General features: G+C 54.4%; 14 protein-coding genes. 8 read left to right on the forward strand and 6 right to left on the reverse strand.

The features are described from left to right. Positions 1-4 precede the first annotated feature (4 nt). Positions 5-3739: a pilus assembly protein gene (locus ACWWD9_RS01600; protein WP_455867517.1), complete on the forward strand. Its 3735-nt coding sequence runs from the start codon at positions 5-7 to the stop codon at positions 3737-3739. A gap of 62 nt (positions 3740-3801) precedes the next feature. Here the strand turns inward: ACWWD9_RS01600 and gshB are convergent, their stop codons facing one another. The 5 genes from gshB to ACWWD9_RS01625 all read right to left on the reverse strand — a co-directional run bounded on the left by gshB (position 3802) and on the right by ACWWD9_RS01625 (position 9139). Beyond that, complete coding sequence (gshB, locus tag ACWWD9_RS01605; protein ID WP_455867518.1) at positions 3802-4737, reverse strand: glutathione synthase; 936 nt, start codon at positions 4735-4737, stop codon at positions 3802-3804. A gap of 1 nt (position 4738) precedes the next feature. Beyond that, the gene (gene gshA, locus ACWWD9_RS01610) at positions 4739-6016 is read right to left on the reverse strand and encodes a glutamate--cysteine ligase (protein ID WP_041362419.1); all 1278 of its coding nucleotides are present in this window, start codon (positions 6014-6016) and stop codon (positions 4739-4741) included. Between the two features lie 419 nt (positions 6017-6435). After that, complete coding sequence (locus ACWWD9_RS01615) at positions 6436-7872, reverse strand: ammonium transporter (RefSeq protein WP_455867519.1); 1437 nt, start codon at positions 7870-7872, stop codon at positions 6436-6438. 12 nt (positions 7873-7884) lie between these two features. Further along, complete coding sequence (gene glnK, locus ACWWD9_RS01620; protein WP_013443291.1) at positions 7885-8223, reverse strand: P-II family nitrogen regulator; 339 nt, start codon at positions 8221-8223, stop codon at positions 7885-7887. Positions 8224-8320: 97 nt separating this feature from the next. After that, positions 8321-9139: a TorF family putative porin gene (locus ACWWD9_RS01625; RefSeq protein ID WP_013443290.1), complete on the reverse strand. Its 819-nt coding sequence runs from the start codon at positions 9137-9139 to the stop codon at positions 8321-8323. Positions 9140-9381: 242 nt separating this feature from the next. Here ACWWD9_RS01625 and ACWWD9_RS01630 point away from each other — a divergent pair, with 242 nt between their 5' ends. From ACWWD9_RS01630 to ACWWD9_RS01650, 5 genes are all read left to right on the forward strand, one after another. Next, complete coding sequence (locus ACWWD9_RS01630) at positions 9382-9648, forward strand: accessory factor UbiK family protein (RefSeq protein ID WP_455867520.1); 267 nt, start codon at positions 9382-9384, stop codon at positions 9646-9648. 9 nt (positions 9649-9657) lie between these two features. Further along, a complete protein-coding gene (locus ACWWD9_RS01635; protein ID WP_455867521.1) occupies positions 9658-11148 on the forward strand; it encodes a YifB family Mg chelatase-like AAA ATPase in 1491 nt (496 codons plus the stop codon). A 13-nt stretch (positions 11149-11161) separates the two neighbouring features. Continuing rightward, complete coding sequence (locus tag ACWWD9_RS01640; protein ID WP_455867522.1) at positions 11162-12205, forward strand: VIT1/CCC1 transporter family protein; 1044 nt, start codon at positions 11162-11164, stop codon at positions 12203-12205. A 249-nt stretch (positions 12206-12454) separates the two neighbouring features. Further along, positions 12455-16324 (forward strand): methionine synthase, encoded by a 3870-nt coding sequence (metH, locus tag ACWWD9_RS01645; protein ID WP_455867523.1) that lies wholly within the window; start codon positions 12455-12457, stop codon positions 16322-16324. Between the two features lie 442 nt (positions 16325-16766). Beyond that, entirely contained in the window at positions 16767-18881 is a 2115-nt protein-coding gene (locus ACWWD9_RS01650; protein WP_455867524.1) for a TonB-dependent receptor, read from the forward strand. 94 nt (positions 18882-18975) lie between these two features. Here the strand turns inward: ACWWD9_RS01650 and ACWWD9_RS01655 are convergent, their stop codons facing one another. Next, a complete protein-coding gene (locus ACWWD9_RS01655) occupies positions 18976-20244 on the reverse strand; it encodes an EAL and HDOD domain-containing protein (RefSeq protein WP_455867525.1) in 1269 nt (422 codons plus the stop codon). A gap of 185 nt (positions 20245-20429) precedes the next feature. Here ACWWD9_RS01655 and mpl point away from each other — a divergent pair, with 185 nt between their 5' ends. Further along, entirely contained in the window at positions 20430-21803 is a 1374-nt protein-coding gene (gene mpl / locus ACWWD9_RS01660) for a UDP-N-acetylmuramate:L-alanyl-gamma-D-glutamyl-meso-diaminopimelate ligase (protein ID WP_455867526.1), read from the forward strand. Positions 21804-21811: 8 nt separating this feature from the next. After that, positions 21812-22756 carry a TonB family protein gene (locus ACWWD9_RS01665; RefSeq protein ID WP_455867527.1) on the forward strand — a complete coding sequence of 315 codons (945 nt, stop codon included), beginning with the start codon at positions 21812-21814 and terminating at the stop codon, positions 22754-22756. Positions 22757-22799: the final 43 nt, after the last annotated feature.

The raw sequence follows: 22799 nt of genomic DNA on the forward strand, positions 1-22799 counted from the left end.
GAACATGCTTAACAGAAAACCTGAAATCGTCGTTGCCGTTTTTCTGACCTGGCTTACTTTGCTGACCGCAACGAATGCCAGTGCAGCGCTTACTGATATTGCGGCGGCGCCTATCTCCAATAACTCGGGTACGGTGGTAAAGCCGAATGTCATGTTTGTTCTGGATGACTCGGGCAGTATGGATTTCAATTTCCTGCCGGATAATGTGTTTCGTGTCCCAAATGGAAACAATATTTTGGGCGATAGCTTATATTATGACTGTCGTCTGGTTTCCGGCGGAAGCACTAAATGCAATGGTGGAAATATTGATGGTACCAGCATGATAGAAGGAGGGGCACCTCCTTTCTATAGTTACCGATTTAATCAGGCCTATTACAATCCAAACATTACCTATACTCCTCCGGTAAACCCTTGCGATCCTTCAACTAATCTTCCTACCCAGAACAGCTCCCAAACCAATGTTTGGGCTGCAGTCCGTGTAAATGGGCTTGCCTTGGGTAGCAGTTGTGGTCAAACCTCTGCGACAGTGAAATTGGTGTCTGGATTTCCTGAACTGGTTTACTGCGATCCTAATAATAACTCCGATTGCAAGCGCAACGGCATCGACTACCGGGCAAGCGGTTCTTATGATGATTATGATTTTCCTGATAACGCAAGAACTTCGCCTTACACTTCGACAGCAGGGACCTATCGGGTACCGAAAACCAAGTCCGATAGCTCTCCGCACTATTACGACATCATTCCCATTGAGTATTGCAAAAAGGCAGACCTGAAGGATTGTAGCGTTCAGTCAGCAGCCACAGCCACCTACAGCGTTCCTTCTTACGCTCGATATTGCAATACTGAGACAAACGCTGGCAGGGCGGATAATCCGCCAGTCAATGCTTGCCAAGCTACATACGTTTTGGCATCTAGCTTTAAGTACGTGCGTTATGGCAAATTCAAGCGGGTAAACATTGTCTCCGGCGCGACCTTTCCCAAGGCAGATAGCCGCACAGATTGCAGTGGCAGCACCTGCAGCTATGCCGAGGAAATGACCAATTTTGCCAACTGGTATGCCTATTACCGCACCCGGATGATGAATATGAAAAGTTCGGCAGGGCGGGCTTTCAGCTCGCTGGATGATGCCTACCGGGTAGGATTTATCACACTGAATACGGCTTCCAACAAATTCCTAAAACTGGATACCTTTAACGCGACCAACAAGAAAACCTGGTACCAGCGCCTTTACGGAATGGATCCTAGTGGCGGTACCCCCTTGCGAGAAGCGCTCTCCCGCGTGGGGCGCTATTATGGTGGCAAGACCAACGGCATTAACTCTATGACCACGGATGACCCCGTACAGTATTCGTGCCAGCAGAACTTTACAATTCTCACCACAGACGGTTATTGGAATGGTAACAAGGGTGTGATGTTGGATGGAGCTACTCTTATTTCCAACGAGGATAGTAAGGATGAGGGGTATTCAACGCGAGCTGATGGTGCTTATGATGGCGGCCTGTCCGGCTCTAAAGAAACCTTGGCTGATGTTGCAATGTATTACTATAAAACGGATCTGCGGCCTTCCATGGCAGCCAGTGATTTATTGAAATCTCCTACTGATAGCAATAATGAGCAGCATATGGTGACCTTTACTCTGGGGCTGGGGCTGAATGGTGAGCTTGACTACGACCCCTACTACCAGACCCCACAAGGGGACTTCAAGGATATTATTGATGGCGTTAGAAACTGGCCAGTACCTGTGGCGGACACCCTGACTGCCGTTGACGATCTGTGGCACGCCGCAGTAAATGGCCGTGGCAGGTATTTCAGTGCATCAGATCCATCTGCCGTAACCTCCGGATTGCAAACAGCCCTGGCCGCTGTCAACACCAAGTCTACCGACGCATCGGCTGCGACGACCAGCACCCCCAACCTGACATCCGGCGATAATTATGCCTTCAACTCTACTTACCGCACCGTGAAATGGGATGGTGAGGTCGTCGCTAGTACCATTGACTTGACGACCGGTCTGGCCAGCTCATCGAACTTGTGGTCTGCCCAGAGCCAGCTGGATGCCAAGGGGGGTATAGATACGGACACCCGTACTATCCTCAAAATGAATACCAGCCGTGTGTTGGTGAAATTTGATCCTGCCACCCTCAGCTCGACCGAGTTGCTGTTATTTACCAATCAATGCAGCAAGTTATCGCAATGCCCGGTTTTGAACTCGCCCACACAGGCGATCGCGAATAATCCCACTCATCTTATTAATTTTCTGCGCGGACAGAGTCAGCACGAAAATGTAGGCACCACTCCGCAGGCCAGCAAGGCTTTCCGCGATCGTGAGCATGTGCTGGGTGATCTGGCCAACTCGATCCCGGCTTATGTCAAAGCACCTCGCTATAACTTTGGCGACTATGTTTCCCCTAGTTATGGCACGTTCAAGACTGCCAATATCAATCGTCCCGCGACCTTGTATGTAGGGGGGAATGACGGCATGCTGCACGCGTTCAACGCCGATACAGGCGCCGAGCGCTGGGCTTTTGTACCGCGTACGGTCATGTCCAACATGTATGCCTTGGCAGATAAAAACTACTCATCCAAACACAAGTATTATGTCGATGGTTCGCCTATCGTCATGGATATCTTTGCGGGTGGTGGCTGGAAAACCATCTTGGTCGGTGGCCTGAATGGCGGCGGTCGTGGCTATTACGCGCTGGATGTCACAAACCCAGCTGACCCCAAAGGCTTATGGGAGTTCTGCAGTGACAGCAATGTGTGCGATGTCGCGGATGAAAATCTGGGCTATACCTTTGGCAATCCTGTGATCGGCAAATTGCCCAATGGTACCTGGGTGGTGATGGTGACTTCCGGTTACAACAATGTGACCCCAGGGGATGGCAAAGGCTATCTGTATGTGCTGAATGCCCTGACAGGCGCACTGATCAGGAAAGTATCGACCGGAGTGGGAGATACCACTACCCCTAGCGGCTTGTCCAGAATCAGTGGCTGGTCGGATAACGGCAACGCAGATGCTACCATTACGCAGGTCTATGGTGGCGACCTTCTCGGGAATGTCTGGCGCTTTAACATGAGCGATTACAATGTCACCACCTTGGCCCAGCTGAAGTACGGCAATACCGCCCAGCCGATTACCACCAAACCTGAGTTGGCCGCCATTTCCGGTAGCACTGCGCATATCGTATATGTGGCAACGGGCTCATATCTGGGGCTGACGGATCTGACCACGACGGGCGTGCAAACCATTTATGCCCTACGCGATACAGGGACTGCCATTAGCAATGCGCGTACCAATCCCATCACCATTTCAAAATCCGGCAATACCGCCACCGTCAGTGGCACGGGCGTTAACGGCAGTTGGTATGCCGATCTTCCGACAACGGGGGAGCGCGTCTTTGTTAACCCACAGTTAGGTTTGGGGACGCTGGTGGTGGCGAGTGGTATTCCCAGTGGTGATGCATGTAGTCCTGGTGGGGATAGCTGGATATATTTCTTTGATTACAAAACCGGACGGTTTACCACATCGGGAACTAGTGCGCAGGGCACCTATAATTCTTCTGGTGGTTTGGTCACAGGCCTATCGCTATATACACTTCCCAATGGCACCTTGCGCTACAGCACCTCGACAGTGGGCGGCGATACAACGAAAACCATAACTACGGGTGGCTCGGTTGCGACATCGGGTAGCTCCTTGACGCCAACGCGCTCCAGCTGGCGCGAAATTACAACGGAGTAAGGCATCTTTAGGGGGCTGCCTTTCAGCTCGAATGCTGAAAGGCAGCCGGCAGCATCAAAAAACTAGCTGGTCTGAAGTTTCTCCAGCGCATCCACCATCAATGCCGCCGGGTTGCAGTCAGTTTGTGCGGCAATCTCTACCATGCCGGTCGGGCTGGTGACATTCACTTCTGTGAGGCTGTCGCCAATTACATCAAGCCCAACCAGGAATAGCCCATTCGCTTTCAAGACTTTGCCGACGGTAGTGGCAATCTCGCGATCGCGTTCGGTTAACAGTTGCGCTACACCTTTGCCGCCTGCTGCCAGGTTGCCGCGTGTTTCGCCATTTTGCGGGATGCGTGCCAGGGCGTAAGGTACCGGCTCCCCGTCAATGATCAGGATGCGTTTGTCGCCTTTAACGATCTCTGGCAGATAGCGCTGGGCCATGACGGTACGCTTTTCGAAGTCGGTGATGGTTTCAAGAATCACGCCGATGTTCGGATCTTGCTGCGTCAAACGGAACACACTGCTACCGCCCATGCCATCCAGCGGCTTGACTACGATATCGCCATGCATCGCCAGAAACTCGCGAATAAGCCCACGCTGGCGTGTCACCAGAAATGGCGGGGCAAACTGCGGGAAGCGGGTGATGGAGAGTTTCTCGTTCCAGCCACGCACCGCTTGTGGCGCATTCAGAATGCGCGCCCCCTGCCGCTCGGCGATTTCCAGCAGGTAGGTGCTATAGAGAAATTCGTTATCAAAGGGCGGGTCTTTGCGCATCAGCACTGCGTCAAACTGCTCGGGTGCTGTTTCCTGCAACTCTCCCAGTACATAGCCATGCTCGCCAAAAGCAAAGTCGCGATATTGAATGGTGACTTTGTCATGTCGCAGCAGCACTTGCTGCTGTTCGCATACGGCCAGCGCATGGCCGCGACGCGCAGCCTCGCGCATGATGGCGAGGCTGGTATCTTTGTAAGTGACCAGCTTGTCCAGCGGATCCAGAATGAAGAGTAGCTGCATATTATTGGTCTGGGTCGTGTTCTTGCAGCTCAATTGCCGCTGCCAGCAAGGCTAGTCGCGCGACAACGCCATAGGCATAGAAACGATTGGGTGGCGCATCGGGCGCCCCTGCGCAGTCGGGCAGCGAGCAAGGTTTTTCAAAAGCCAGGGGTTCGAAGTGCATGCCAGGGGCATTGAGGTTTTCATCCACGCCACGTCCGGTATGCACACGATAGAAACCGCCCACCACAAAGTGATCCATCATGTAGACCACGGGCTCAGCCACCGCATCATGGATGCATTCAAACGTATATACGCCCTCTTGCAGTATCACTTCGGATACTTGCAGGCCTTCTTTGACCACGGCCATTTTATTGCGCTGCTTGCGGTTGAGGTCTTTGACATCATCCGGGCTTTTCACCGTCATGATGCCCATGCCGTAAGTGCCGGCGTCGGCTTTCACGATGACAAACGGTTCTTGCTCCACGCCATATTCCGCATATTTGATGCGAATTTTGGCGAGCAGCTGTTCCACTTTTTCAGCCAGCTCGGCTTCGCCTACGCGCGCATGAAAATCCAGGCCGCTACAGGTATCGAAATACGGGTTTACCAACCACTCATCAATGCCAAGCAGATTGGCGAAGTCTTGGGCAACGCGGTTGTAGGCACTGAAGTGCTGTGATTTGCGGCGGGTAGCCCAGCCAGCATGCAAGGGGGGAATCAGGTTCTGTTCCAGCCCTTGCAGAATCTCCGGCACACCACCGGATAAATCGTTATTGAGCAGAATGGCGCAACTGTCGAAATTATCGAGCACCAGACGATTGCCCTTGCGCTGCACAGGCTCGAGCAGAATGCTGCCCCCATCATGCGTTTCCAGGTAGGTCGGCTCGGTAATTTCGGGCGAGATACTGCCAATGCGTACCTCCAAACCAGCATGCCGCAGGATGTTGGTCAGCGCTGCTACATTGCGAAGGTAAAAGGTATTACGGGTATGGTTTTCGGGAATCACCAGCAGGCGCCGGGCATCCGGGCAGATCTTCTCAACTGCACTCATGGCGGCTTGCACGCAGAGGGAGAGAAATTCGGGATTCAGGTTATTGAATCCGCCGGGGAATAGATTGGTATCTACCGGAGCCAGTTTGAAACCGGCATTGCGCAAATCAACGGAAGCATAAAAAGGAACGCTATATTCGGCCCATTGGCTGCGAAACCAATGTTCGATTTGTGGCATGGCTGCCAGCATGCGTTGCTCAAGGGATAACAGGGGGCCGGTCAAGGCCGTTGTAAGATGAGGGACCATATTCAATCAAATTGTATGAGTCCGTAGGATTTTAGCTTAGTTGCATCCATCTGCCTAAAAAAAACGGGCGCAGATTGCGCCCGAAGAGGAGGAGATAATGCATGGAAACCGAGCAATAAAATGTTCGAAACACCGAGGTGTGGAGCAATTTATGCCTGATCATACATAAGCAAACGCTGTGCCAGCTCTTGAGGCGGCATTCTCTGCTATTTTCCTGGGGTAAACAGCCTGCCAAAGCTGAAAAATGTGCATTTGTGCACCATGAATGTGCAAAACCAGGCAATGGCTTGATGACTCTGTGTCAATCCATGGATGTTGCTGCGGCTTGGGTCGTCGCGTGCTGAATAATTTAATGTGCAATAAAAAAACGGGCGCATCACTGCGCCCGTTTTGACTAACTGCTACTTAAGCGTCAGGGCTTAGTAGTGGTAAGCACGTTCACCATGTTCAGTGGTGTCCAGACCTTCGCGCTCGGACTCTTCGCTTGCACGCAGGCCGATGACGATGTCAACAATCTTGAACAGGATGTAGCTGATAACGCCAGTCCATACCACAGTGATACCTACTGCGATGGCTTGGGTCGTTACTTGCTGACCCAGGGTTACACCTTCAGCATAACCAACACCGCCGAAGTCAGTAGACATCAGCACGCCGGTGCCGATCGCGCCCAGAATACCAGCCAGGCCGTGTACACCGAATACATCCAGAGAGTCATCATAACCCAGGGCATTCTTCAGCTTGGTAACGGCCCAGAGGCTGAGGAAGCTGGCCAGGAAGCCGAGGATGATGGAACCCATAGGGCCGATGAAGCCGCAAGCAGGGGTGATGGCAACCAGACCAGCAATCGCGCCAGAAGCAGCACCCAGCATGCTTGGTTTGCCCTTGAATAGCCATTCAGCAAATACCCAGCCAACAACAGCGGCACCAGTAGCCAGTTGTGTGTTGATCAGAACCAGACCAGCAACACCATCAACAGCCAGTTCGCTACCTACGTTGAAACCGAACCAACCCACCCACAGCAAAGAAGCACCGATCAGTGTCATTACCAGGTTGTGTGGAGGCATGGCTTCTTTGCCGTAACCAATACGCTTGCCGATAACCAGGGCACCTACCAGCGCTGCAATACCAGCGTTGATGTGCACAACAGTACCACCAGCAAAGTCCTTGGCGCCGTGACCGTTAAACAGTGGGCCAGCATCGCTCAGCAGACCGCCGCCCCAAACCATGTGGGCGATTGGGATGTAAACGAAAGTCACCCACAGTGCCAGGAACAGCAGCACGGCTGGGAACTTGGTACGCTCGGAGAAACCACCGATGATCAGGGCTGGCGTAATGGCAGCAAAGGTCAGCTGGAAGGTGATGAAGACATACTCAGGGATAACACCACTGAGGCTGTCAGGCGTCACACCTGCCAGGAAAGCTTTGCTCAGGCCGCCGACAATCGCGTTCCCTTCCGAGAAGGCCATACTGTAGCCATATACGGCCCACAGCACGGAGATCAGGGAGAAGGCAACGAATACCTGCATGCCCACGGACAGCATGTTCTTGGTGCGAACCAGGCCGCCGTAGAACAGAGCCAGGCCAGGTACCGCCATCATCACGACCAGCACAGTGGCAGTGATCATCCAGGCAGCGCTGCCGGTATCCAGTTTTGGTTCTGCAGCAGCAGCTGGTGCGGCTTCTGCAGGAGCAGCTGCCTCAGCGGCAGGCGCTGCTTCAGCTGGGGCAGCTGCAGGAGCTGCCTCGGTGGTGGTGGCTGCCGGAGCTTCATCTTCGGCAAAACCAATGGTGCTGGCGCCCAGTGTACCCAGGCCCAACATACCAACTAATGTAATCAGAGATAAAAATCGTTTCATGGCTGTCCCCTATTAGAGCGCGTCAGGACCGGTTTCACCGGTACGGATGCGATAAACCTGCTCAAGATCAAAAATGAAAATTTTGCCATCGCCGATTTTGCCGGTGGTGGCGGACTTCTCAATCACTTCAATCACCTGATCGAGCATGTCGTCTTTAATGGCGACTTCGAGTTTTACTTTTGGCAGAAAATCGACGACATATTCGGCACCACGATACAGCTCGGTGTGGCCCTTTTGACGTCCAAAACCCTTGACTTCAGTAACGGTGATCCCCTGTACGCCGATGGCGGAAAGAGCCTCCCGTACCTCGTCAAGCTTGAATGGCTTGATGATCGCGGATACGAATTTCATGCGTGTCTCCTGATGAGTGTTGAAAGTGATGAGGCGGGTTGCTCAGCCGCCTCATCCCAGTTTAACTAAACAATTTAACCTTGAGGGTTAAATGAATTTAGAAGGTTTTTTGAACGTAAACGGTAACTGCATCTTTACCGATGTTCTTGCCGTCAAGCTTCCAGGCATTGTCGGTGTCGGTGCCGGTGTAGTAAGCGCCAACGTTAACACCGTTGTCCCAGGCTTTAGCTACGCCCAGTTTCCAGTCGGTGTAGGTGAAGCGATCGTCGTTGTCTTCGCTAGTACCTTTGAGGGATTTTGCAGTGCCGTCAAAGTATTGGTAGCCAACGTGGGCAATCAGCGAGTAGCCAGTATCTGCAAATGGATATACAGCTGTCAGATCAACGTAGTTGGAACCACGGCCATCATCAACACCGAAAGCGCCGTCAGAAACAACGTAAGAATCTTTCAGAGTGAAGAACTTCCAAGTCAAAGCACCGTAAACTTCAGTGGTGTTAGGATCTTGTGCGCCGGTAACTTTCTTGCCTGGGTATACATACTGCAGCAAACCAACATCGTAGCCAATGCCAGTGTCACCGATGGTGCTGCGGTAGCCACCATAGATATCCCACTCAAGGCTGCTGTCTTGCTTGATCATGGAGTTGCCGCCAGCGTTGTTAGCATTGGTCCAGCTAACGTTGGAGCCCCAGGTGCCCAGGTAGAAACCGCTGGAGTGGGAGTAGTCAACGCCGCCTTGCAGAGCTGGCTCATTAGCGGTTTGTGTCAAACCACGGAAGATGTATTGGCTGTAAAGGCCAACGTTGTAGGTGAAAGTGTGTGGCGAAGCAGCTTCTTCAGCGGCAGCGTCGGCGGCCAAAACGGCAGCAGGTGCTGCGAAGGTGCCCAGAACGGCTACCAGTAAAAGCGATTTACGCATTGAATTTCCTTTCAGAGTAAAAAAACAACATAAAACGAGCAACAAACATAAAGCAACACTCGTGCCAAAAAGACAAAGCACGGAAAAACATTGAGTTACAATGCTAAAGTAATGAGCTGGGTGAAACAATGAGAGTATTTCCTTGTTTACAATAATTTGCGGCACCCCTATGGTGCGTTTACATATGTATGCGCGCACTGAATAACAGCCAATATGACGTAATGGATGGAGGTAAATGAAACATGAATTCGGCTTTTTTGAATGATTTGTCATTGAAAATAAAGGAAATTTCCAAATCATCCCCATTGGGTGATCTGGAGAAGAATTTAAATGCACTATTACAGGGCGCGTTCACCAAGTTGGAGCTGGTTTCTCGAGAGGAATTTGACGTACAGGCCGATTTGTTGCGGGTTGCAAGGCAACAGCTGGATGAGGCGCAGAGTAAATTGGAAAAAATGGAACAAAAACTGACAGAACTGGAAGTTTTGTTGCAAAAAACCAACAGTTAGATGTGAATCATGTCACTTGCGGTCATTAAAAGTCGTGCATTGTGTGGCATGGATGCACCACCAGTGGATGTGGAAGTGCACCTTGCCAATGGATTGCCCAGCTTTACGATAGTCGGTTTACCCGAAGCTGAGGTGAAGGAGAGCAAAGATAGAGTACGCGCTGCCTTGCAGACTGCGCAGTTCGAATTTCCTGCTCGCCGCATTACGGTCAACCTGGCGCCTGCCGATCTTCCCAAGGAAAGTGGGCGCTATGATTTGCCGATCGCGATCGGGATTCTGGCGGCGTCCGGCCAATTGCCGATAGAGGGTTTGGCGCAATATGAAATGGCTGGAGAGCTCGCCCTTACCGGGGAGCTGCGCCCCGTTAAGGGGGCCTTGGCCATGACCTATAAAGCCTGGCGCGATGGCCGGGCTTTTATTTTGCCCGAAGCCAGTGCAGCGGAGGCTGCGCTGGTGACGGATGCGCAGATACTGCCCGCCAGCAGCTTGCTTGCGGTATGCGCGCATTTGCTTGGTCAGTCGCCGTTGGCATTGCAGCAGCCGGAAGTGCCATCCACCACGCTAGCTTATGCTGACTTCGCCGACGTGAAAGGGCAGGCACATGCCAAGCGTGCTTTGGAAGTGGCGGCGGCAGGCGGGCACAGTATCTTGATGCAAGGACCGCCGGGCACCGGGAAGTCCATGCTGGCCGCCAGATTGCCAGGTATTTTGCCCGCGATGACCGAAGAAGAAGCATTAGAGTCTGCCGCCATTCAGTCGCTCAACGGCGCGTTTCGAGCAAGCGCTTGGCGGCAGCGGCCTTACCGCGCGCCACACCACACGGCATCGGCGGTGGCGCTGGTGGGCGGCGGCAGTGTGCCACGCCCGGGCGAAATATCCCTGGCGCACCACGGCATTCTGTTTCTGGATGAAGTGCCGGAGTTTGATCGCAAGGTGCTTGAGGTGCTGCGCGAGCCGCTGGAATCGGGGCGCATCACCATCTCCCGAGCTGCCCGGCAGGCAGATTTCCCCGCGCGCTTTCAGCTGGTAGCCGCGATGAATCCCTGCCCTTGCGGGTATCTGGGGCATTACAACAATAAATGCCGCTGCACGCCTGACCAGGTGTCGCGCTATCGCCATCGTCTTTCCGGCCCGCTGATGGATCGTATTGACATGCATATAGAAGTACCTGCCTTGCGCGACGATGAATTGCTGGCGCGTGAGAGCAGCGAAAGCAGTGATCTGGTGCGTCGCCGTGTCGAGGCTGCGCGTGCGCTGCAAGTGCAACGCCAGGGGAAAGCCAATGCACTATTGGAAAGTCATGAGATCGATATCTGGTGCGAGCTGGATGCCCAAGGCCAAGCCTTGGTAAAGCAGGCCATCAATCGGCTCAACCTGTCCGCCCGGGCGTATCATCGGATATTGAAGCTGGCCCGCACGATTGCCGATCTGGTGGGTGCCAGGGATATCGCAACTGCGCATGTGGCCGAGGCGATTCAGTACCGCAAGCACGAAATATAAAGGCTTACATCTCATGGAAAAATACCATTCCGCCTGGCTTGAAGAAATGCGATCCGCCTGCATTTACAGACAAATGTCAGTGCAGGAGCCCGTCGAGGCGCATCGCGAACTGTTCAAACAGCTGGCCGCCGAGGCGGAGTCTCAAGCCGGCATATGGCATAAACAAGGCATAGCCAAGGGTTTGGCTATGCCCCAGACCTATCAGCCCGATTTACGCACTCGTGTGGTGCTGCTGTTGCTGCGTAGCCTTGGAGGCCGGCGATTGAAGCCCTTGCTGGCTGCCATCAAGATACGCGGCCTATCCGTTTACCGTCAGCCGCGGCAGCAGAATGAACATCCGACGCCGCTTTCCATTAATGACGTCGAGCTTGGTCATCGTAATGCCGGTACCAGCGGCGGCCTGCGCGCTGCCGTGTTTGGGGTGAATGATGGTCTGGTTTCGATTGCATGCCTGGTGATGGGCGTCGCCGGAGCGGCGGCCAATGTGTCGACCATCCTCATGACCGGCGTGGCTGGCTTGCTGGCCGGGGCATTTTCCATGGCGGCGGGCGAGTATATTTCCATGCGCTCGCAGCGCGAAATGTTTGAGTATCAGATCGGGCTGGAACGCGATGAGCTGGCGCAATACCCCGAACAAGAGGCGCGTGAGCTGCAGCTGATTTATCAGGCCCGAGGCTTGAATGAAACCGAAGCGCGGGCCTTGGCCGAGCGCATGGTGGCCGACCCGGAAAAAGGCCTGGATGCCCTGGCGCGGGAGGAGCTGGGTTTGAATCCCGATGAGCTGGGCTCGCCGTGGACGGCGGCCCTGTCCTCCTTCCTGGCGTTTACTTTTGGCGGGGTGGTACCACTGTTGCCTTATCTGCTGGGCGGCGGTGCCCATGCGCTGATGGGGGCGATTGCCCTGACGGCGCTGGCCTTGTTTGGCATAGGCGCTGCCTTATCCCTGTTTACCGGGCGAAATGCCTGGCAGGGTGGCCTGCGCATGCTATTGATTGGCAGCGCTGCAGGTGCCATGACCTACTGGATAGGCAGCTTGCTAGGCACGTCGGTGGTTTGAACCAGAACTGGTGGCAGGCAGTGACAGGCAAATGATGTCTCAAAAATGCCTTGATCTGAACCCGATAGCGCAATTGCAGTCCTATGACCCTCGTTGTCTGCCATGAGCCAAGGAAAGCTGCGCATAAACAATCGCCTGTGCCTGAAAGCAGTGCCTGTTTTATAATGACGCCTTTGTCTTAACACCTGCTGACCGCAAGGTCTGCGCATGGCTGTCATGCCAGACTAGCCATCACTATATGAGCGCCCCATGAACCAGCCGTCTACGTTATCCACTGCCATTCCCATCTCTGCCACTGAGGTTCGCCTGCGCGAGTTGCTGGCAGAGCGCATCCTGATTCTGGATGGCGCCATGGGGACCATGATTCAGCGCTACAAACTGACAGAGGAAGATTATCGCGGTGGCCCGCAGGGCCGGTTTGCCGATTTCAAGCCAGGCTTGGCATTTTGCCCCAACGGTGATGGCTGTGGATGTGGTCAGCCGCATGCAGCGCCTGCAGAAGGCGAGGCGCGCGAACTGTTCGTCAAAGGCAATAATGAGCTGCTGACATTGACTCAGCCGCACATCATCCAGGAAATCCACGAGCAATATCTGGCGGCAGGTGCCGATATTATCGAGACCAATACCTTCGGCGCGACCACGGTTGCGCAGGAGGATTACCACATGGCGCACCTTGCGTTTGAGATGAACGTGGAAGCCGCCAAGCTGGCACGCGCCGCTTGCGACAAATACAGCACGCCGGACAAACCGCGCTTTGTGGCAGGCGCGCTCGGCCCTACGCCAAAAACCGCGTCCATTTCCCCCGACGTTAACGATCCGGCTGCCCGCAATATCACCTTCGATCAGCTGGTAAAGGCGTACCTGGAGCAGACCATTGCGCTAGTAGAAGGCGGTGCCGATATCCTGCTTGTTGAAACCATTTTTGATACGCTGAATTGCAAGGCCGCGCTGTTTGCGATTGATGCCTACTTTGAGCAAAGCGGCAAGCGCCTGCCCATCATGATTTCCGGCACGGTAACAGATGCCTCCGGACGCATACTCTCAGGTCAGACGGTGCCTGCCTTCTGGCATTCCGTGCGCCACGCCCGGCCACTGACCATAGGCCTTAACTGTGCCTTGGGTGCCGCGCTGATGCGGCCTTATGCCGAAGAGTTGTCCAAGATCGCCGATACCTTTGTCTGCATCTACCCCAATGCCGGTTTGCCTAACCCTATGTCGGACACCGGCTTTGACGAGGAGCCGCAGGATACCTCCAGCCTGCTGAAAGAATTTGCCGAGAGCGGATTTGTGAATGTGGCAGGCGGCTGCTGCGGCACCACGCCTGCGCATATCCAGGCCATTGCCGAGACGGTGAAAAACATCGCCCCCCGCCAGGTGCCTGCGCCTCGCCATGCCACGCTGCTGGCTGGTCTTGAGCCTTTTATCATTGATGACAGCTCCCTGTTTGTGAATGTAGGCGAGCGTACCAATGTCACCGGTTCCAAAGCCTTTGCCCGCATGATCCTGAACGAACAATATGAGGATGCCCTGCAGGTGGCGCGTCAGCAGGTAGAAAACGGTGCGCAGGTCATTGATATCAATATGGATGAAGGCATGCTGGACGCCGTGAAGGCGATGACGCACTTCCTGAATCTGGTTGCCTCCGAGCCTGACATTGCACGTGTGCCCATCATGATCGACTCTTCCAAGTGGGAAGTGATCGAGGCGGGCTTGAAGTGTGTGCAAGGCAAGTCCATCGTCAATTCCATCTCCATGAAGGAAGGCGAAGCCGAGTTTCTGCGGCAGGCGCGTCTGTGCCGTCGTTATGGCGCGGCGGTCATCGTCATGGCCTTTGATGAAAAAGGCCAGGCGGATACCTATGAGCGCAAGATCGAGATCTGCAAACGCGCTTATGATTTGCTGGTAAAAGAGGCGTCTTTCCCACCTGAAGACATTATCTTCGACCCCAATATCTTTGCTGTTGCCACCGGTATTGAGGAGCACAACAACTACGCCGTGGATTTCATCAATGCCACGCGCTGGATCAAGGAAAACCTGCCTTACGCCAAGATTTCCGGAGGCGTTTCCAATGTGAGCTTCAGCTTCCGCGGCAATGACCCGGCCCGCGAAGCCATCCATACTGTGTTCCTGTATCACGCCATCAAGGCGGGCATGACCATGGGTATCGTCAATGCCGGCATGGTCGGTGTGTACGATGATCTGCCTGCCGAGCTACGCGAGCGTGTAGAAGATGTGGTGTTGAATCGCCGTGAAGATGCGACGGAGCGCATGATTGAATTTGCGGCCACCCTGACTGCTGGTGGCAAGAAAGAGGCGCCCACGCTGGAGTGGCGCGGCACGCCTGAGCAGCCGGTATCGGTGGGCAAGCGGCTGGAGCATGCCATGGTGCATGGCATTACCGAATTTATTGTGGAAGACACCGAGGAAGCGCGCCAGCAAGTGATGGCCGCCGGGGGCCGCCCGATCAATGTGATCGAAGGCCCGCTGATGGACGGCATGAATGTGGTGGGTGATCTGTTTGGTCAGGGCAAGATGTTCCTGCCGCAGGTAGTGAAATCTGCGCGCGTGATGAAGCAGGCCGTAGCCCACCTGATTCCCTTTATTGAGGAAGAAAAAGCCGCGGAAGAAAAGCGCACCGGCGTGGCCGCCAAGCCCAAGGGCAAGGTGGTGATTGCGACAGTAAAAGGCGATGTGCACGATATCGGCAAGAATATTGTGTCGGTGGTGCTGCAGTGCAACAACTTCGAGGTGGTGAACATGGGCGTGATGGTGCCGTGCTCGGAAATTCTGGCGACCGCCAAGGTTGAAAATGCCGACATCATCGGCTTGTCGGGCCTGATCACGCCGTCGCTGGAAGAAATGGCCTATGTCGCCAAGGAAATGCAGCGCGACCCGCACTTCCGTATGCTGAAGATACCGCTGTTGATTGGTGGCGCGACGACTTCGCGTGCGCATACTGCGGTCAAGATCGCACCGAATTATGATGGGCCAGTGATCTATGTGCCGGATGCTTCGCGCTCGGTATCTGTGATGCAGTCGCTGCTGACGCCTGAGCAGCGTGAGAGCTACATCAATGAGGTTGCCGCGGATTATGACCGTGCGCGTACCCAGCATGCCAATAAAAAAGGCCCGACCATGCTGACCCTGGCAGAGGCACGTGCCAACAAGGTCAAAGCCAGGTTTGATGGTGCAAATGCCCCGGTGAAACCCAAGTTTATTGGTCGGCGCGTGTTCAAGAATATTGATCTGGCCACCATTGCCGATTACATCGACTGGGGTCCGTTTTTCCAGACATGGGATCTGGCTGGCTTTTATCCGGCCATCCTGACCGATAGCGTGGTTGGTGAAGCAGCCACCAAGCTGCTGGCAGAAGGCCAGGCCATGCTGAAAAAAATTATCGAAGGTCGCTGGCTGACCGCCAACGGCGTTGTTGCCCTATTGCCTGCCAATACCGTCAATGACGACGATATTGAAATCTACACCGACGATACCCGCAGCCAGGTGGCCTTTACCTGGTATGGCATGCGCCAGCAGACCGCCAAGCCGGTGATTGATGGCGTGGCACGCCCCAATCAGTGTCTGGCCGATTACATTGCGCCCAAGGCATCCGGCGTGGCGGATTACATCGGCATGTTTGCGGTGACAGGTGGGTTGGGCATCGACAAATACCTGGAACGCTTCGAGAACGACCATGACGATTACAGCAGCATCATGCTGAAGTCGTTGGCTGATCGATTGGCGGAAGCCTTTGCCGAATACCTGCATGCCCGTGTGCGTACCGACCTCTGGGGGTACGCCGCGGACGAGCAGCTGGATAACGAGGCCCTGATCAAGGAGCAATACCGCGGCATTCGTCCGGCACCAGGTTACCCGGCCTGTCCGGATCATACGGTCAAACCCGATATGTTCCAGGTCATGCAGTGCGATGAAATTGGCATGACGCTGACCGAGTCGCTGGCCATGATGCCTGCCGCTGCCGTATCCGGATTTTATCTGGCGCATGCTGATGCCAAGTATTTCAGCGTCGACAAGATAGGCCAGGATCAGCTCAAGGACATGGCGACAAGACGCGGGCTCTCGGAGGAGTATCTGGAGCGCTGGCTCGCGCCCAATTTATAGCAACGACTGGATGCCACCATGTGGGGAGCGCAATACTCTCCATATGGTGATCTAGCTGGCTACAGCTGCTTTTTTTCTATCTTCCTTTGTTGTTTTTCCTTTCTCAGCGGCCTTGTTCTCTAACTTCCTGCCTTGCTTTCGTTTTGCATTGTTCCCTGCCATCGTCCTTCAATATCTTGCTCTTTGATACATGCTTTACATGCCTGTCAGCTCTGGTTGCTGATCAGACACCAGCATAAAAATACTTATGTTGCAATTGAGAACAATTGTCATTTACAATAATTAACATCATTGGATAGGCAAGTCACCACCCACCGACGTAGTTCAGCGGTCCCCACCCAGCAGATCTCTTCTGCCCAATGCAATTCATCTCATCAGTTACTAAAAAACCAGAAAGGCTCAGGGGGCCATGTATCGCCATTCCAAATTGCATTTAGCATTAATGTTTGTATTCAGCAGTATTTCCACAGCTTCATTCGGCGCCACGCCAAATCCAGAAGACAGCCCCAGCGAACTGGAGGAAGTGAAGGTAAAAGCGCAAAAAGAAGTGTCTTCTCCTTATCAGGCTGTTGTCAGCACCACAGCAGCAAAAATCGATGTGCCTTTGCGTGATATTCCGCAGACGGTGAACGTGATCCCCAAGGCTTTGATGGAAGATCAGGGGGCCATATCGCTGCAGGATGCACTGCGCAATGTGCCCGGCATTGGCTTCAGCAATGGCGATGGTCAGCGTGACCAGGTAAATATTCGTGGATTCAGCGCGATTGCCGATCAGTTCGTGGATGGCATCCGCGATGATGCGCTTTACTTCCGTGATCTTGCCAATGTGGAGCAGATTGAGGTCTTGAAAGGCCCGGCAGCGGTGCTGTATGGCCGCGGCTCATCTGGGGGCCTGATCAATCGTATAACCAAGAAGCCGTTTGACAAGCCGATGATTAATCTCACTACGACCATTGGCAGCTATGATTTCCAGCGATACGAGGCTGATATCAACCAGCCGCTAGGGGATAATGTGGCTTTGCGTATCACTGGTGCCCGCCAGAAGAGCGATGGTTTCCGCGATCAATCCTTTACTGATCGTGAATTTATTGCGCCCTCCATCCAGTTTGATATTTCCGAAAAAACACGCCTTTTGTTGCAGGCGGAATATCTGGATGATCGCCGGCTGAATGACTTTGGCGTGCCTGCCATCAATGGTCGTCCGGTCAAGGTCAATATAGATACGTATTATGGTTCGGCCAATGCGCGGCGCGATGACTATGTGCAAAGCCGCGTCAGCGCGGGCTCTTTTGTGCTGGAACACAAATTCAGTGAAGATGTGAAACTGCGCAATGCTTTCCGCATGTATCACTATGATCTTGATCGCAACAACACCGTGGTTAGCAGCATTACCGGTACCATCAGCAACCCGATAGCTAATCGGCGCTACAGCACGGTGCAGCGTGAGGAAGATGGCTATTTCAATCAGACCGATCTCAGTATCAAAACGCGCGCATTCGGCCTTGAGCATGCCTTGCTGTTTGGCATGGAGTTTGGCGAACAGAAGAAAGATGCTCTGTCTGGAAACTACCAGAACCCTGCCTCGGTGAGCCTTTACAACCCGATACTGACGCCTTCTGCCCGCGTGGGCCTAAGCCCTTCGGATTCTACTGGCACCAGCACGACGGCGGCGTTTTACATGCAGGATCTGGTCACGTTGTCCGAGCGCTGGAAAGCGCTGTTAGGGGCTCGTTATGATCGCTTCAATCAGGAAACAAAAGACAATCTGAGCTCGGCCAAGCTTGATCGCGTGGACAAAGAGTGGAGCCCGCGGGCTGGGCTGGTTTATCAGCCGGCGGATGATGTCAGTTTGTATGGCTCTTATACCAAGTCGTTCCAGCCATCGCAGGAAACCTTCAATCTGGCCTTCACCAACAATGCCGCTCAGCTAGCACCAGAAGAAACCACCAATTATGAGGTGGGCGCCAAGCTGGACTGGCTGAATGGCAATCTGTCGACCATGGTTTCCCTGTTCCGGCTTGAGCGCACCAACATCAAGAGCGCAGATCCTGCCAACAATAATCGACTGATACCGGTCGGCGAGCAGCGTACCGATGGACTGGAGTTATCCGCCATGGGACGCCTGGCGGAAGGCTGGGACGTCAATGCTGGTTATGCCTATATGGATGCCAAGATTACGGACTCGCCTTCGACCATGGCCGTCAATATCGTCGGTGAACCTGCGCGAGTGGCACTTGAAGGCAATCGCGCCAGCCTCACGCCGCGGCATAGTGCCAACCTTTGGGTATCGCACCGATTTGGCAATGGCTTTGGCCTAGCCGGGGGCGTGGTGTTAGTGGGCGATCAGTATGCCTCTGCCAGCAATGTCGTGAAATTGCCCGGCTATACCCGCTTTGACGCCAGCGCTTTTTATGAGACCAAACGCTACGATTTGCGCCTGACATTGAACAACTTGTTAGATAAGGAGTATTACATTTCTGCCCATGGCGGCGCTGATTTGTACAACACCCCAGGAGCTCCACGTAGTGCGTTGCTGAGTTTGCGGCTCAAGTTCTGATTTTGTATTTAGCCAATTAGCACTATCGAAAAGAAAAAGCCGGCAGATTGCCGACTTTTTTGTGACGCCTTAGCGCAAGACTTTTATCATCCAATCACGCAGCCTGTTTGTTAAGCTCGGCGGCCCATTGCATGGCTTGCAGCTGGATGGAGGTAAAGTCACCGACGCTGATGCCCAATGCATGGAGATCGGCACGCACGGCTTCAAAGTCGGTGCGTTCTATTTCCTGCGCCAGTTGCAAGAGCTGGCCCAGCGGGCCTTCGTGCGCCAGGATGGCCTGTTTCAGGTGCTCCATCAGTCCGATTTCATTCAGGATTTTCTCGATGGGCACTTGCAACACGGCATCGACCAGCGACAGCATGCCGACCATGAAGGCCTGATCACTGAAGCGCGGCTCGGGTGATTGCAGCTTGAGTGCAATCAGCTCCATCAGGCGGGCACGGCTGGCAACTTGCTGCATCAGGTTGCTGGCGGTGCCAGCTTCGGGTGAAACGTATAGTAGGAGCTGTACCCAGCGCAGCAGCTGGCGCTGGCCCAGCACGGCAATCGCCTGGCGTATGGAGCCGATTTCCTGCTGACGACCGCCGCTGATACCGACCGAGTTGACCAGGCGCAGCAGGCTGACCGAGAGGTCGGGGCTTTGCTTGAAGGGTTCTTCCAACGCTTGCAGGTTGGCGTCACTGATCAGCATGCCCATGATGCGCATCAGCGTCATCTGGTTGGGCTGTGGCTTTTTGCCCTGCAGGATCACCGGCTGTGCAAAGAAATAGCCCTGAAACAGCTCAAAGCCAAGCTTCTTGAAAGCTTCAAATTCTTCTTCGTTCTGGACTTTTTCCGCGAGGAGTTGAATGTGATTATGTTTGCGCAACACGGTCAGCGATGGTGCCATGTGCTTGAGCGGGGTGATGGTAAGGTCGACTTTCACAATATCGACCAGGGGCAGGATATGGTCGTATTCCGGGCGGTAGAGAAAGTCATCCAGTGCGATACGAAAGCCCATTTCTTTCAAGGCGGCGCAACGTTCCACGATTTGCGCATTGATGGGGACATCTTCCAGGATTTCGAGGATCACGCGGTCTGGTGGCAACAACTCCAGCGTCTCGCTCATCAGCAGGCTGGCGGAGACATTCAGGAAGGCATCTTCATTGCCAAGCACCAGTTCAAGTCCGAACTCACTCAGCATGTTGACGATGACGGTGGAGGTGGCAAGCACGTCATCCACCACGTCTGCCGAGAGGCTGGCTTCCGATCGGAACAGCAGCTCGTAGGCTATGATTTTTCGGTTCGCAGTCAATATGGGCTGGCGTCCGAGAAAGACATCGGCCCCTCCTGAGCCTAATGGCTCGATTACTGCGCTACTCATCAACGGTGCTCCCCATATTCAAGTGATACTGACTGCCTTTTAGTCCTGCTATCGCTTATCATTATGCATAAAATGGTACAGGACACTATTTTTTAAATACTTTAAAAGCTAACGGGATCATTAAGCAATAGTTTTTACAACTCGGATACATTCCCTTTCCCGTCATCATTCGTTAAGAACACATCATGCATATTCACATCCTCGGCATTTGCGGAACATTCATGGGCGGCATTGCAGTGCTGGCCAAAGCCGCAGGCCATCGCGTGACCGGTTGCGATGCCAATGTCTACCCGCCGATGAGCACACAATTGGAGGCGCAGGGCATAGACCTGACCGAAGGTTTCTCCCCAGAGCAAACCGCACTCAATCCTGATATTTACGTCATTGGCAATGTGGTCTCGCGTGGCAACCCATTGATGGAGGAAATCCTCAATCGTGGCTTGCCCTATGTTTCGGGCCCGCAGTGGCTGGCCGAAAATGTGTTGCGCGATAAATGGGTGCTGGCAGTCGCCGGCACGCATGGCAAAACCACCACCAGTTCCATGCTGGCCTGGATTCTGGAATACGCCGGGCTGGCGCCTGGCTTTCTGATTGGCGGCGTGCCGCAGAATTTTGATATCTCTGCGCGCTTGCCCGGCGCTCCGCGGCAGGAGCCACAGGGGCGCTCGCCCTTTTTCGTGATTGAGGCCGATGAATACGATACGGCGTTTTTCGACAAGCGCTCCAAGTTTGTCCACTATCGCCCACGCACGGCCGTGCTCAACAATCTCGAGTTTGACCATGCCGATATTTTTGCTGACCTGGCCGCCATTGAAACCCAGTTTCACCATCTGGTGCGCACCGTGCCGCAGCAGGGCCTGGTGGTAGCCAATGGACGGGAAGAAAGCCTGGAGCGTGTGATTGCACGTGGCTGCTGGACCCCGGTGGAAACCTTTGGCGATGCGCATGGCTGGCATGCCGGCGCCGCCGATGCCGAGGGCAGTTTTGATGTGATACAAGGCGAGCAGGTATTGGGCCGCGTGCAATGGAGCCTGTTGGGCGAGCATAACCGTATGAATGCATTGGCCGCGTTGGCGGCTGCGCGCCATGTGGGCGTGCCCGTTGAGGTCGGTATTGCGGCGCTTGCCGAATTCCAGAATGTGAAACGCCGCATGGAAGTGCGCGGCGAGGTGAAGGGGATTACGGTCTACGATGACTTCGCGCATCACCCGACTGCGATTACCACCACGCTGGAAGGTTTGCGTGCCAAGGTCGGGTCGTCGCGCATTCTGGCGGTGCTGGAGCCACGCTCCAACACCATGAAGCTGGGCGTCATGAAAGCCGCCTTGCCCGCCAGTCTCAAGTCAGCCGACCGTGTTTACTGTTATGGGGCCAACCTCGGCTGGGACGCGGCCGAAGCCCTGAACGACATGGGCGAGATTGCCCAGGTGGAAACCGACATGACGAAGCTGGTGGAAGCCATCGCCCGCGAAGCACGCAGCGGTGACCATATTCTGGTCATGAGCAATGGTGGCTTTGGCGGTATCCATCAAAAACTGCTGGAAAGGCTGGCCGCTTGAACCTGCGCATGTTGAGCCGCCTTGATGCGCTGGGCGTCACCTTGCTGGTGTCGGCCGTGCTGCATATCGCGATCATTGCCAGTCTGGATTTCAAGGCGCCTAACTTGCAGGTGTTGAAGGACAAAATGTCGTCCATGGATGTTGTGCTGGTCAACACCAAAACCGAAAGCAAACCAGAGAAAGCCGATGCACTGGCTCAGGCCAACCTGAATCGCGGCGGTAATACTGATGCGGATCGTCGCATGAAATCGGCATTGCCACCGCCTGACCAGCCACCCAAGCAAACCACTCCCAAGCCGGAAGCGCAGTCACGCCAGAGTGCCATGCAAGCGTCTTCTACTACCTCTGAAGCGGAGCGTCGCCAGCAAAAAGTGGCTGAACTGGAGAAGCAGGTGCAAGAGCTGATGCATCAGCTGCAATCGACCAAAAAGGTGGAGACCCACCCCGCGCAGGAAGCCGCTGCAGTCAAGCCGGAAACCGGCGAGCAGTCGGCCAGCAGCAAGTCGCTCAAGGCCGCTGATTTGCTGGCCAGCAGTCTGGATATGGCGAGACTGGAAGCGCAGATTGCCAAGCAGCAGGATGAGTACCAGAAGCGCCCCAAGCGCAAGTTTATCGGTGCCCGTGCTCAGGAATACCGCTTTGCCGCTTACGTGGATAACTGGCGGCAGAAGGTTGAGAAAGTCGGTAGCCTCAATTATCCCGAAGCCGCCAAGGATAAAAAACTGTATGGCAAGCTGACCATGACCGTCTCCATCCGCGCCGATGGCAGCCTGGACAAGATCGAAATCAACCAGAGCTCAGGCTACAAGGAGCTGGATGATGGTGCGCGTCGGATTGTGGAGCTGGCGGCGCCGTTTGCCCCGTTCCCGGAAAATGTGCGCGCCGATACCGATATCCTGAGCGTGACCCGCACCTGGAACTTTACCCGTCAGGACAGTCTGACCACGGAGTAGCCGCCTTTATGCGGCCATGCCTTCATAACCTAGCCTCATGAAA

This window comes from Methylovorus sp. SPW-M1 (assembly GCF_053848825.1).